This is a genomic window from Streptomyces sp. NPDC048288, assembly GCF_043201555.1.
Classification (GTDB): Bacteria; Actinomycetota; Actinomycetes; order Streptomycetales; family Streptomycetaceae; genus Streptomyces.
In genome coordinates this window covers 25,538-38,095 of sequence record NZ_JBICZD010000007.1, presented here as the reverse complement: position 1 = coordinate 38,095, position 12,558 = coordinate 25,538, and the positions used below count along the sequence as shown (strand labels likewise).

General features: G+C 71.2%; 10 protein-coding genes. 1 reads left to right on the top strand and 9 read right to left on the bottom strand.

Annotated features, from left to right (window positions below):
* Window position 1 precedes the first annotated feature (1 nt).
* The 9 genes from ACGFZS_RS25130 to fusA form a co-directional block, all read right to left on the bottom strand.
* Window positions 2-1,510, bottom strand: coding sequence for an ABC transporter substrate-binding protein (locus tag ACGFZS_RS25130; RefSeq protein WP_393797041.1), 1,509 nt, complete (start codon window positions 1,508-1,510; stop codon window positions 2-4).
* A 69-nt stretch (window positions 1,511-1,579) separates the two neighbouring features.
* Window positions 1,580-2,134, bottom strand: coding sequence for a GNAT family N-acetyltransferase (locus ACGFZS_RS25125; RefSeq protein ID WP_393797040.1), 555 nt, complete (start codon window positions 2,132-2,134; stop codon window positions 1,580-1,582).
* A 51-nt stretch (window positions 2,135-2,185) separates the two neighbouring features.
* Window positions 2,186-2,371, bottom strand: a complete 186-nt coding sequence (locus ACGFZS_RS25120) for a DUF397 domain-containing protein (RefSeq protein ID WP_393797039.1) — start codon at window positions 2,369-2,371, stop codon at window positions 2,186-2,188.
* Window positions 2,368-3,237, bottom strand: coding sequence for a helix-turn-helix domain-containing protein (locus ACGFZS_RS25115; protein ID WP_393797038.1), 870 nt, complete (start codon window positions 3,235-3,237; stop codon window positions 2,368-2,370). The genes ACGFZS_RS25120 and ACGFZS_RS25115 overlap by 4 nt, the downstream gene beginning before the upstream one ends.
* An 81-nt stretch (window positions 3,238-3,318) precedes the next feature.
* Window positions 3,319-4,743: a GH1 family beta-glucosidase gene (locus ACGFZS_RS25110; RefSeq protein WP_393797037.1), complete on the bottom strand. Its 1,425-nt coding sequence runs from the start codon at window positions 4,741-4,743 to the stop codon at window positions 3,319-3,321.
* Window positions 4,744-4,769: 26 nt separating this feature from the next.
* Entirely contained in the window at window positions 4,770-5,609 is an 840-nt protein-coding gene (locus tag ACGFZS_RS25105) for a carbohydrate ABC transporter permease (RefSeq protein WP_365688198.1), read from the bottom strand.
* Between the two features lie 7 nt (window positions 5,610-5,616).
* Window positions 5,617-6,609 (bottom strand): carbohydrate ABC transporter permease, encoded by a 993-nt coding sequence (locus ACGFZS_RS25100; RefSeq protein WP_393797036.1) that lies wholly within the window; start codon window positions 6,607-6,609, stop codon window positions 5,617-5,619.
* A gap of 5 nt (window positions 6,610-6,614) precedes the next feature.
* Window positions 6,615-7,931 (bottom strand): ABC transporter substrate-binding protein, encoded by a 1,317-nt coding sequence (locus ACGFZS_RS25095; RefSeq protein ID WP_393797035.1) that lies wholly within the window; start codon window positions 7,929-7,931, stop codon window positions 6,615-6,617.
* 351 nt (window positions 7,932-8,282) lie between these two features.
* A complete protein-coding gene (gene fusA / locus ACGFZS_RS25090) occupies window positions 8,283-10,355 on the bottom strand; it encodes an elongation factor G (protein ID WP_393797034.1) in 2,073 nt (690 codons plus the stop codon).
* Between the two features lie 941 nt (window positions 10,356-11,296).
* Here fusA and ACGFZS_RS25085 point away from each other — a divergent pair.
* Window positions 11,297-12,532, top strand: a complete 1,236-nt coding sequence (locus ACGFZS_RS25085; RefSeq protein WP_393797033.1) for an MFS transporter — start codon at window positions 11,297-11,299, stop codon at window positions 12,530-12,532.
* Window positions 12,533-12,558: the final 26 nt, after the last annotated feature.

Below are 12,558 nucleotides of genomic sequence, written 5' to 3'. Positions count from 1 at the left end.
GTCAGCGCCGGGTCCCGGTGCCGACGAGGACCCGCTCGTAGGGGTCGAGGCGGACGCCCTTCACCCCGGTGCGGACACCGGTGATCACCCGCTGGTGGACCAGCGGCACGACGGCGTCGGTGCCGAGGATCTCGGCCTCGGCGGCGAGGGCGGCGGCCTGGCGCTTGCCCGTGTCGGTGGCGGCCTCGGCCCGGGCGACGGCCCGGGCGACGTCCTCGTCGCAGAGCTGGGCGAGGTTGTAGCCGCCGTCGCAGGTGTAGTCGCTCGCGAGGACGGCGACCGGGTCGCCGGTGTCGACGAGGGTGTTGCGGGCGAGGACGACGGCGTCGAACTTCCCGGCGAGGGCGTCGCCCTCCAGCCGTGAGTAGTCGCGCACGACGAGCCGGACGGCGAACCCGGCCTGCTCCAGCTGCTGCTTCAGCACCTGGGCGGCTTCCGGGAGTTCGGGCCGGTTGTCGTAGGTGGCGAGGGTGACGGAGGTACCGGCGGGCCGTACCGCCTTCGCCCGGCCCGTCACCGCCACGCGCCCGCCCTCGGCCCAGGTCACGGCGGGCCCGTAGATGCCCGCTCCGGCGTCGGCGTGGCCCTCGTAGACGCCCTGGGCGAGTGCGGAGGTGTCGACGGCGGCGCGGGCGGCGGCACGGGTTCCGGCGTTCTTGAAGGGCCCCGACCGGGAGTTGAGGAGGAGGCTGGTGGTGCGGGTGGTGGCGGTCTCGTGCCGGGTGTCCTGGTCCAGGGTCGCGGCCTGGGCGACCGGTACCGCCTCGGCGATGTCGACGTCGCCGGTGCGCAGGGCGTTGGCGCGGGCGGTGCCGTCGGCGACGAAGCGGACGTCGATTCCGGTGGCTCGGGCGAGTCCGCCCCAGTAGTCGTCGTTCCGGTCGAGGGTGGCGGCGGTGGAGCCGGTGACCTTGGTGAGCGCGAAGGGGCCGGTGGCGGTCCCGACCGGGTCGACGCCGCCCTTCGCGTCGTACGCCTTGGCGGACAGGACGGCGAGGCCGGGACTGGCCAGCCGCAGCGGGAGCACGGGGTCGGCGGCGCCGGTCGTGACGCGCACCGCGTGGTCGCCCTCGGCCCGGGCGGTCAGGGTGACGCCGGTCAGGGCGGCCGGGGCGGGCTCGGCCCGGGCCGCGTGGGTGAGGGCGCGGACGACGGCGGCCGGAGTGACGTCGGTGCCGTCCTGGAACTCGGCCTCGCGCAGGGTGAACACCCAGGCGCGGTCGCCGTCCTTCCGCCAGGACTCGGCGAGCGCGGGCGCGGCGCCGCCGTTGGCGTCCAGCGCGGTGAGCCCCTCGGTCACGCCGAGCCTGCTGAGGATCGTGGCGTCGGCGCCGTACGGCGAGAGCCGCTCGGCGGGCGGGAAGGCGAGCGCGACGCGGAGCCGGGAGCCGCCCTCGCCCTCGGCGGCCGGGCCGGCTCCGCCGGACTCGGCGAAGCAGCCGGTGAGCAGCGGGGTGAGCAGGAGGGCGGTGAGCAGCCGGGGACGGCGCGTGGGACGCGGGAGAGACATGTTCCTCGGTTCGGTGCGGGACGGGCGCGGGCGAAGAGCGATCACCACACTACATGACAATCATTTTCATCAAGCCCGAGCCCGGGTCGTCACCCGCTCCAGCGGAAGCTCGAAGTGAACGATCCCCTGCCCCCCGTCCGGCTCCTCGCGCTCGTCCAGCACGACCTTCCCGAGCGACCGCCAGAACGCCTCGGCGCCGGGCACGGCGGGGTCGGTGTGCAGGTACACGGCCCGGTACCCGCCGTCCGCGACGGCGAAGTCGACCAGCGCGGCCACCAGTCGCCGGGCGATCCCCCGCCGACGGAACTCCGGCCGCACATACAGCCGCCGCACCTGGGCGGTCTCCCCCGAGGGGTACCGCTCGGCCAGCTCCCGGGGGTTGGGCGGATGGGCGGGCCCCCGCGAGTCGAGCGCCCCGGTCCCGACGACCTGCCCGCCCGCGTCGACGGCGACCAGCAGGGTGTGCCGACGGGAGGCGAGATAGGCCGCGCCGGGGTCGACCATGTCCCCGTGCCAGCGCGGCACGTACCCCGTACCGAAATCCCGGTAGACGGTGTCGAGCATGACGGCCCGGGCGCCGTCGAGGTCGTCGGGGGCAGCCGCCCTGATGCTGTAGTCACGCACTTGCACATCATATGCATTAACGCGTGACGGTCCTCCGGGGCGCCCCGGGGATCAGGCCTCGGCCACGAACGTCACGAACTCCGTCCAACCGTCCCGGCCCACGGCGAAGTGCGGTCGGGACACGTCCTTGGAGTCCCGTATGCGGACGGCCTGTCCGGTGACAGCGACCTCGACGCAGTCGTCCCCCTGGCTTCCGCTGTAGCTCGACTTGAACCAGGCGAGTTCCGTCGTGCTCATAGTTCTCCTCGCAGTCGCTCCAACAAGCCCTGCGATTCTTTGGGGTTGAGGGCCTGCGAGCGCAGTGTGTCATAGCGCCGCTGGAGCAGGCTCACCTCTTTCACGTCACTGATCAGCCGCCCGTTCTGCTGCCCTTCCGAGTACGCGAACCGCCGTCCCTCGGGTGTCTCCAGAAGCCGGACCGGCCCGTCCAGACACGCGTGCAGCCCCGCCTCCAACGGCACGATCTGAAGCGTCACGTTGCGCAGGGCGGCCCGCTCCAGCACATGGTCGTACATCTCGCGCATCTGCTCCGCGTCCCCGAACCGCCGCCGGAACACGTGCTCCTCGACGATGAAGCTGAACGGCACCGTCGGCCGCTCGTACAGCATCCGCTGCCGCTTCATCCGTACGTCGAGCAGGTTCTCCAGCCCCTCGTCCGTGACCACCGGGATGGTGCCGTCGAACACGGCCCGCGCGTAGCGGTCCGACTGCAGCAGCCCCGGCACCAGCCTGCACTCGTACGTGCACAGGATCACCGCGATCCGCTCCAGCCGGGCCCACTGCCGGAACCAGACCGCCAGCCCCCGCTCCCCGCGCGTCAGGAACTGGGCCGCCTTCCGTAACGCCCCGGTGTTCCCCAGCGCCTCCTCGGCCCGCTCCACGAACGCCCGGTCCGGCATCCGCCTCCCCAACTCCACGGACGCGACGGTGTGCTTGGAGAACCGCACCAGCTCGCCGAAGTCCGCCCTGCCGTACCCGGCATGCTCCCGCAGCGCCTGGACGACGGCCCCGAAGGTCCGCAGGCTGTCCGAGGGGTCGGGCTCCCGCTCCACCTCACAGCCCGTCGGATCGTCGCCGTCACTCTCTTCCACACCGTTCGCCATCACGCGGCCACCTCCAGGTACGTGCGCGCTCCGCTCCCCGCGATCAACTCACCCAGAGTGACGGAAAGATCCACGTACCGTCTACGGATTGCCCTCGTACGCTGACGCAGCGTACGCACCGGGAGAGCCGGACCGGGTCCAGGTACTGGTCGAGGACCTGCGGGACTGACCCCGGTGGGCGCGGATGATGTCCGCGTAGCGGTGGCCACTGCCCTTGATCGTGCGGACCTGGGTGTCGTAGTCGACGTGGACCAGGCCGAAGCGCTTGTCGTAGCCGTACGCCCACTCGAAGTTGTCCAGCAGCGACCAGGCGAAGTAGCCGGCCAGCGGGGCGCCCTTGCGGGCCGCCGAGGCGCAGGCGGCGAGGTGGGCGGCCAGGTACTCCTGGCGCTCGGGGTCGTCGACCGTGCCGTCGGGGCGGACCACGTCCGGGTAGGCGGAGCCGTTCTCCGTGACGTAGAGCTTGCGGGCCCCGTACTCGTCGGTGAGGCGCAGCAGCAGCGTCTCGATGCCGCTCGCGTCGATCTCCCAGTCCATGCCGGTGCGCGGGACGTCCGGGCGGCGGACCGAACGGGCGTAGGGCGCCGGGCCGTTCGGGTCGTTCTCGATGTAGGCCGGGAAGTAGTAGTTCAGGCCCAGCCAGTCCAGCGGGGTGGCGATGGTCTCCAGGTCGCCGGGGCGCTCGGGGAGTTCGACGCCGTACGTCTCGACCATGTCGGCCGGGAAGCCGCGGCCGTGCACCGGGTCCAGCCACCAGCGGTTGACGTGTCCGTCGTGGCGGCGGACGGCGGCCGCGTCCTCGGGCCGGTCGGAGGCGGCGAACACGGTGGAGAGGTTGTTGACGATGCCGACCTGGGCGCCGGGCGCGGCGGCGCGGATCGCCTGCGCGGCCAGGCCGTGGCCGAGCAGCAGGTGGTACGAGGCGCGGACGGCTGCCGTGAGGTCGGTCCGGCCGGGGGCCATCGTGCCCTCCAGGTGGCCGATCCAGGCCGAGCAGGAGGGCTCGTTGAGGGTGGTCCAGTGGTGGACACGGTCGCCGAGGCGTTCGGCGACGACGGAGGCGTACGCGGCGAAATGCTCGGCGGTCGCCCGCTCGGGCCAGCCGCCCCGGTCCTGGAGCGCCTGCGGCAGGTCCCAGTGGTAGAGGGTGACGGAGGGGGTGATGCCGGCCGCCAGCAGGGCGTCGATCAACCCGTCGTAGAAGTCCAGGCCCTTGGCGTTGACCGGGCCGTCACCGGCGGGCCGCACCCGGGGCCAGGCGACCGACAGCCGGTAGGCGTTGGTGCCGAGTTGCCGCATCAGACCGATGTCCTCGCGCCAGCGGTGGTAGTGGTCGCAGGCGACGTCGCCGTTGTCGTCGCCCGCGATCTTCCCCGGGGTGTGCGAGAAGGTGTCCCAGATGGAGGGTGCGCGGCCGTCCTCGGCGACGGCCCCCTCGATCTGGTACGCCGCGGTTGCCGTGCCCCACAGGAAGTCGTGCGGGAGGGCGGCGAGGTCGATGGTCACGTAAGTCCTTTCGGAACCGGGTGGGTTCACTTGACGGCGCCGGCGGTCAGCCCGGCGACGAGGTAGCGCTGGAGCAGCAGGAAGCCGGCCACGACGGGGACGCTCACCACGAGCGAGGCGGCCATGATCTGGTTCCAGTACACGTCGTTGAGCGTGGAGTAGCCCTGGAGACCGACGGCGAGGGTGCGGGTGGTGTCGTTGGTCATGACGGAGGCGAAGAGGACCTCGCCCCAGGCGGTCATGAAGGCGTAGACGGCGACCGCGACGATGCCGGGGATCGCGGCCGGGACCACGATCCGGAAGAGCGCGCCGAGCGGTCCGCAGCCGTCCACCAGCGCGGCCTCGTCCAGGTCGCGCGGGACCGAGTCGAAGTACCCGATCAGCATCCAGATCGAGAAGGGCAGCGAGAACGTCAGATAGGTGAGGATCAGGCCGCCCCGGGAGCCGAACAGGGCGATGCCGGTGGCGTTGCCGATGTTGACGTACAGGAGGAACAGCGGGAGCAGGAAGAGGATGCCCGGGAACATCTGGGTGGACAGCACGGTGACCGTGAAGACGCGCTTGCCGCGGAACTCGTACCGGCTGACCGCGTAGGCGGCGAACACCGCCACCACGACCGAGCAGACGGTCGCCGCGACCGACACGATCAGCGAGTTCACGAAGTACTTGGCCAGCGGGACCGTCGACCAGATGTCGATGTACGGGCGGACGGTCAGCCCGCTGGGCAGCCAGCGGAACTTGCCGGTGACGTCCGCGAGGGGCTTCAGGGAGCTGGAGATCATCACGTACACGGGGATCAGCACGAACCCGGTGAGCAGCGTGAGGAAGATCCGCCGGGACCAGAGGAAGGAACGCGGCGGGGCCATGGGCGAGCTAGACATCCGAGGTCCTCCGTCCGCGCGAGGTGAACACCAGGTACCCGCCGGTCACCACCAGCAGGAAGAGCAGCAGGAGCACGGACATGGCCGAGCCGGTGCCGAAGTTCCAGGTGACGAAGGAGGCCTGGTAGATGTGGACCGAGATGAGGTCGGCGGCCTCCGGGGCGGACTTGCCGAACAGCACGTACGGCGTGTTGAAGTCGTTGAACGTCCAGAGGAACAGCACCAGGACCAGCACCTGGTTGACCGGGCGCAGGGACGGGAGCGTGATGCGGCGGATCTGCTGCCACATTCCCGCGCCGTCCAGGGCGGCCGCCTCGTACAACTCCTTCGGGATGTTCTGGAGTCCGGCCATCACGATCAGGAAGGCGAACGGCCAGCCCTTCCACACCGACACGATGAGCAGCGCCCAGAAGCTGTTGTCGCCGATCAGCCAGAAGGACGGCTTGTCGGTGAGGTGCAGCTGGTCGTGCAGGACGTGGTTCACCAGGCCGTTGTCGTGCTGGAACATGAACACCCAGGTGATGACGGCCGCGTAGACCGGCAGCGCGTACGGCACCAGGAACAGGGCGCGCAGCAGGCCGCGGCCCCTGAAGGTGTCCTGCATGAAGACCGCGGCGGCGGTGCCGATCAGCCAGCACAGGCCGACGGAGAGGAGGGTGAAGCCGACGGTGACGGTGAACGAGTGCAACAGGGCTTTGCCGATGGGGGCGTTGAACTCGACCGACAGCTTGTAGTTGTCGAATCCGGCCCACGGGGCGGTGGTCCAGTCGCGGATGTAGAACTGGGTGAGCTCCTTGAAGCTCATCACGACGCCGATGACCATCGGGACGAGATGGACGAGGAGTTCGAGGAGCAGGGCGGGCAGCAGGAGCAGGTAGGGCAGTCCGATGCGGCGGATCCGCCCGGGGCGGCGGCCCGAGCCGCCCGCCGCCCCGGGGGAGTTCACCCGCGCCGGTTCGTGCACGGCGGTGGTGGTGGTCGTCATCGTGTTCAGGCCGCCGGCATCTGCTGCTGGGCCTTCTCCAGTTCTGCCTTCACGGAGTCGGTGGTGATGGCGCGGCCGGCGGCGGCGTCGGCGAACAGGTTCTTCACGGCCGTTCCGACGGTGGTCTCGAACTGCGATTCCGCCGCCACCTGGGGCAGGGCCGCGGCGCTGGTGGCGAGGGTGTTCTTCAGGACGGAGTTGGCCGGGGTGTTGAAGGCCGCGTCCTCCTGGGCCGCCTTGACCGGCGGGATGGAGCTGTAGGCGGTGTTGAGGATCTTCTGCTCGTCGTCGCTGGTCATGAACTTCACGAACTTGGTCGCGCCGTCGAGGTTCTTGGTGTTCTTGAAGACCGCCAGGTTGATGCCGGCGACCATCGAGTTGACCTGGGCGCCGGTGCCGGGGGTGCCGGACTGCACGGGCACGGGCGCGATGCCGTAGTCGCTGTCGCTCATGCCCTGCGACTTGAGGTTGGCGGAGGCCGACTGCCACAGCAGCATGGCCTGCTTGCCCTTGGCGAAGTCGCTGACCGACTGGTTCTGCGCGTACTCGGCGTCACCGGTCGGGATGGCCTTGTCCTTGGCCATCAGGTCGACGTACTGCTTGACCCCGGCCACGACCTTGTCGTTGGTGAAGTCCGGCTTGCCGTCGGCGGTGAAGAAGTCGCCGCCGTGCTGCTTGGCGAAGACGAAGGTGTGGTGGATGTTCTCCGAGACGTTGCCGCCCTCGGCGCCGAGCACCGACCTGCCCTTCGCCGAGATCTTCTTGCCGTCGGCGATCAGCTCGTCCCAGGTGGCCGGGGGCTGGGAGATGCCGGCGTCGGCGAAGATCTTCTTGTTGTAGTAGAGCGCGTACGCCATCGAGTACAGCGGTACGGCCGCCGGGTCCTTGCCCTCGGCGCCGGTGGAGCCGAGCGCCGAGTCGACGAAGCGGTCCTTGCCGCCGATCTTGCCGAAGTTCTTGGCGTCCCAGGGCAGCAGCGCGCCGGTCGCCTGCAGCGAGGCGCTCCAGGTGTTGCCGATGTTCAGCACGTCGGGGCCCTGGCCGGAAGTGGTCGCGGTCAGGATCCGGTTGAGCAGATCGGACCAGGGCACGACCTCCAGCTTGACCTTGATGCCGGTCTGCTTCTGGAACTTGTCGAGCTCGGGCTGGAGGACCTTCTTGTCGACCTCGATGCTGGCACCCTGGTTGGAGGCCCAGTAGGTGAGCGTCTTCGGGGAGTCGTCGGACCCGCCGCCGGTGGACGAACCGCCACCGCAGGCCGTGGCCGCGAGGGCGAGAGACATGGTGACGGCGCCTACGGCCGCGGCTCGGATGCTGCGCATGGCTCCAGCTGTGCCTTTCCGGGAGTCGAGAACCCCGAGAGGGCTTCGCGCGTTCGGCTCCCGAAGCCCCTCATGGCTTAATTTAGGACGTGAGTTAATCCTCGGAAGGCGGGCTCGTCAAGGGATCCGGCACGGGTATCCGCGCAGGCAGGCCGGGGAGCGGCCGGTTCCGGGACGGATGCGCGCCCGCGGCCGCCTGTGTGACCTGGGCCGAAGCCGCGCGACCTGGCCGGAGAGGGGGCGGCCGCCGTTCCACAACGGTTGTGTTTCGACGGGTCGTTGCCCGCGGCGGTGGGGGTCGGGGGGCTTGCCCCCGACCCCCACCTGGGGTCACCTCACCCCGCGGTCACCTCACCGGACGGGCGTCTCGGCCGGTGCCGGTGCCGGTGCGTAGCCGGTCGGGCGGGTGGTGAAGGTGCCGCGGCCCCGGGTGCGGCCGCGCAGCCGGGTCGCGTAGCCGAACAGTTCGGCGAGCGGCACGGTGGCCGTCAGGACCGCCGCCCCGGCCCGGGTCTCCGAGCCGGTGACCCGGCCGCGCCGGACGGCCAGATCGCCGAGGACGCCGCCCACCGCGTCCTCGGGCACGGTGACCGTGACCTCGGCGACCGGCTCCAGGAGCACCATCGCGCAGGCCCGCAGGGCCTCCCTCAGGCCGAGCCGGCCCGCCGTGCGGAACGCCGTGTCGGAGGAGTCCTTCACATGCGTCGACCCGTCGGTGAGGGTGACCCGCAGCCCGGTCACCGGGTGCCCGCCGAGGGGGCCCTCGGCGAGCGCGTCCCGGCAGCCGGCCTCGACCGCGCGGACGTACTCCTGCGGCACCCGGCCGCCGGTGACCGTCGACCGAAACGCGAAGCCGCCCTCGGGCCCGAGGGGCTCGACGTCCAGGACGACATGGGCGAACTGCCCGGCCCCGCCGGTCTGGTGGACGTGCCGGTACACCAGTCCTGTGACCCCGCGGGACACCGTCTCCCGGTGGGCCACGCGCGGCCGGCCGACGGTGACCTCGGGACCGCCGTCGCGGCGGATCTTCTCCACCGCGACCTCCAGGTGGAGTTCGCCCATCCCGGACAGCACGGTCTGCCCGGTCTCGACGTCGCTGCGCACCACCAGGGAGGGGTCCTCCTCGGCGAGCCGGGCCAGCGCCTGGGCCAGCCGGCCGGTGTCGGTACGGCGGCGGGCCTCGACGGCGACCGAGACCACCGGTTCCGCGGTGCCGGGCGGTTCCAGCAGCAGCGGGGCGTCCGGGTCGCACAGGGTGGCGCCCGGCCGGGCCGACCGCAGGCCCACGACGGCGACGATGTCACCGGCCACCGCCCGGTCGAGGGGCTGGTGCCGGTCGGCCATGACGCGGAGGATGCGGGCGACGCGTTCGGTGCGGCGGGTGGCCGGGTCCAGCACGGTGTCTCCCTTCTCGATCGTGCCGGAGTAGACGCGGACATGGGTGAGGCGTCCGGTGGCGGTCGCGGTCACCTTGAACGCGAGCGCCGCGAACGGCGCTTCGGGGTCGGCGGGCCGTTCCCGCCCGGCACCCCGGTGGGTGCCGCGGACCGCCGGGACGTCTAGCGGTGAGGGCAGATAGGCCACGACCGCGTCCAGGAGCGGTTCGACACCCCGGTTGCGGTAGGCCGAGCCGCACAGCACGACGACACCCTCGCCGCTCAGGGTGAGCTCGCGCAGGGCGGTGACCAGTGTGCCGGTGGACAGCCGGCCGGGAGGCGCGCAGAACTCCTCCAGCGCGGCCGGGTGCAGTTCGGCCACCGTCTCCTCCAGCGCGCGGCGCCGCCGGGCCGCCGTCTCCCGCAACTCCTCGGGGACGGGCCCCTCCGTCGCCGTACCGCCGTCGCCCGCCCAGACCAGCGCCCGCATGCGGACGAGGTCGACCACGCCCGTGAAGCCGTCCTCGGTGCCGATGGGCAGCTGGACGACGAGCGGGGCCGGGTGCAGCCGGGCGCGGATCGACTCGACGGCACGGTCGAGGTCGGCGCCCGCGCGGTCCAGCTTGTTGACGAAGGCGATCCTGGGGACGCCGTGCCGGTCGGCCTGCCGCCACACCGACTCGCTCTGCGGCTCCACGCCGGCGACCGCGTCGAAGACGGCGACCGCGCCGTCGAGGACGCGCAGCGAGCGTTCGACCTCGTCGGCGAAGTCGACATGGCCGGGGGTGTCGATGAGGTTGACGCGGTGGCCGTTCCAGGCGCAGCTGACGGCCGCGGCGAAGATGGTGATGCCGCGGTCGCGTTCCTGGGGGTCGAAATCGGTGACGGTGGTGCCGTCGTGGACCTCGCCGCGTTTGTGGATGGTGCCGGTGGCGAAGAGGATGCGTTCGGTGACGGTGGTCTTTCCGGCGTCGACGTGGGCGAGGATGCCCAGATTGCGAACGACGGCAAGGGGGTTGACGGAGTTCGGGCGGAGTTCGGTGCGCATGGCCCGGTGCCTTTCGAATGCGGGGTCCCGGAATGACTCCCGGAAGGGGCAGCGCAATTTCCCGTGCGGCGAAGTCGCCGAGCCATGACTGACGGCACGTCAAAACTTAGGTATATGCCGGTGGTTGCTCAGATCGGTCGCATGTCACGGAGTCCGGTGCCGGCCGCGCGGCGGGCACCGGGGGAACGAGGACACGAGGATCACCTCGTAGCGGGAACGGGGAGAGACGGCAGCGGTGCGGTCACGCATGGCCCTCTCCCTCTCATTCGTCGAACCCGTCACGGCAAAGCACGGTGGCCGCGTTCTGCGGCTACGGTGCGTGATACTCGGTGAGTGTAGGCAGGGGCGCGGAGCTGGGCACTTGGTTTTCGGCCGGGCGGGGCGGCCGAACTTCCCGGAGATACCGGTTCGTTCCCTTTTCTCCGCCCTTCGGGGAATGGGACGAGCCGTTGTCCCGACCTTTTCCGGTCATTCATCCGGCCGGCACCGATAACCCCATCGGCCCGGAAGGTTCATTCCGGACCGGCACGCCCGGGCGGAGCGGTTCGCCGGCCGAGACCGCCGCAACTCCAGCGATTGGCCGAAAAACACGCTTTACGGTTCCCAGCGGGACATCCGTGCGTCCAACATCCGCACCGGCGGGGCAGGTCCGGGAAAGGACGCCCGGAACGCCCCGGATGCACATCTTCCCGGGGTGACGTGCGAAGCGGCCCTTCCGCTAACGGCCCGGCCGGAGTTGGTGTGGAACATGTGTGGATTTTCGGTGAAGCACTCGGCGTGGCTGAGAAATTGAGATCCCGCCCGGGGTTCCGGCGGGGCGCGCAAAGGACAGGAAGCGGTTCCTCCCGGTGGCCGGTGAACGCTCTAGTACTTCACGAGCAGGCCTAATCTGATGCGCGAGCAGGTCGAATGGGCCCGGCAAGCGGACGGATTGGACAGGATTGGACACGCAAAAGACGCGGAGAGCGCCGTTCGCCGCACTGCGCCGGGGCACCGCCATGCCGGTCGCCGCGCAGATCCTCATCGCGGGAACGCTGTTCTCCAGTCTCGGCGACACCCTCGCCTCCCTGGGGCTGGTGCTGCACGCGGCGGACCACGACATCCGCTTCGGGGTGACCGAGGTGATGCTGGCCCAGCTCGTCCCCACGGTGGTCGCGGCACCGCTGATCGGTTCGGTGGTGGACCGGTTCAGCGCCCGCGTGGTGTGCCTGTGGGCCCTGCTGCTCCAGGCGCTGTCCCTCGGCGCGGCCACCGCGGTCGGCGGGTTCCATGTGCGGGTGGCGCTGATCGCGCTGGCGGCCCTGGCCGGAGTGGCCTCGGTGGCCGCCGGGTTCAAGATGCTGCCCGTCGCCGCCGGCGAGAGCCACACCGGGCGGGCGAACAGCCTGCTCACGGCGGGCATGTCGGTGGCCGGGCTGCTCGGGCCGCCGCTGGCCGGCTTCCTCAACTCGCAGTGGGGCACCGGCGTGCTGCTCGCCGCCGACGCGGTCTCCTTCCTCGTCCTCGCGGGCTGCACCATGCTGGCGGTGCCGAGCACCGTGGACGTGGCGATCGGCCGCCGTCCCACGACCCGGCTCGCGGACGGCTACCGGGCGCTCAGGGACGCGCCGGTCGTGGGCGCGCTGATGCCGGCGCTGGCGGCGGCGATGCTGGCCACCAGCATCGAGAGCGTCGCGGGCGTCTTCTATCTGCGGGGCGTCGCCGACGGCAACGACACCGTCTTCGGTCTCTTCCTGGCCACCTGGGCCCTGGGGTCCATCCCCGGTGCGCTGCTCGCGGGCCGCCCCGGCTGGGAGAACCGGCACACCCTGCTGATCATCGGCGGGGTCCTCGCCATCTCGCTGGGGCTGATCCTCGCCGGTCTGCTCCCGGTCGTCTGGGTGATCTTCCCGCTGTTCCTGCTGGCCGGGTTCGGCAACGGCGCCTGCAACGTCGGCCTGCGCAACGCGGTGCACGTCCACGTGCCGGCCGAGGTGCACGGCAGCGCCTGGGCCTGCTTCCAGGCGCTCTCGCGCACCTGCATCGGCCTCGGCTATCTGCTGGGCACCCCCAACAGCCTGGTCTCCAGCCGGGGCCAGGTGATCGTCTCGGGTGTCATCCCGCTGGTGGCCATGGCGTGGGCGGCCCTGGTCATCCTCCGGCGCGGCGAGCGCACCCTGACGGAGCCCTCCGCCTGAGCGACCGACCGACTGGTCGGAAAGTA

What these genes read in the sequence shown, in the direction of transcription:
- ACGFZS_RS25130 (WP_393797041.1), bottom strand. Translation starts at nt 1,510, where the DNA reads ATGTCTCTCCCGCGTCCCACGCGCCGTCCCCGGCTGCTCACCGCCCTC.
- ACGFZS_RS25120 (WP_393797039.1), bottom strand. Translation starts at nt 2,371, where the DNA reads ATGAGCACGACGGAACTCGCCTGGTTCAAGTCGAGCTACAGCGGAAGC.
- ACGFZS_RS25115 (WP_393797038.1), bottom strand. Translation starts at nt 3,237, where the DNA reads ATGGCGAACGGTGTGGAAGAGAGTGACGGCGACGATCCGACGGGCTGT.
- ACGFZS_RS25105 (WP_365688198.1), bottom strand. Translation starts at nt 5,609, where the DNA reads ATGGCCCCGCCGCGTTCCTTCCTCTGGTCCCGGCGGATCTTCCTCACG.
- ACGFZS_RS25100 (WP_393797036.1), bottom strand. Translation starts at nt 6,609, where the DNA reads ATGACGACCACCACCACCGCCGTGCACGAACCGGCGCGGGTGAACTCC.
- ACGFZS_RS25095 (WP_393797035.1), bottom strand. Translation starts at nt 7,931, where the DNA reads ATGCGCAGCATCCGAGCCGCGGCCGTAGGCGCCGTCACCATGTCTCTC.
- fusA (WP_393797034.1), bottom strand. Translation starts at nt 10,355, where the DNA reads ATGCGCACCGAACTCCGCCCGAACTCCGTCAACCCCCTTGCCGTCGTT.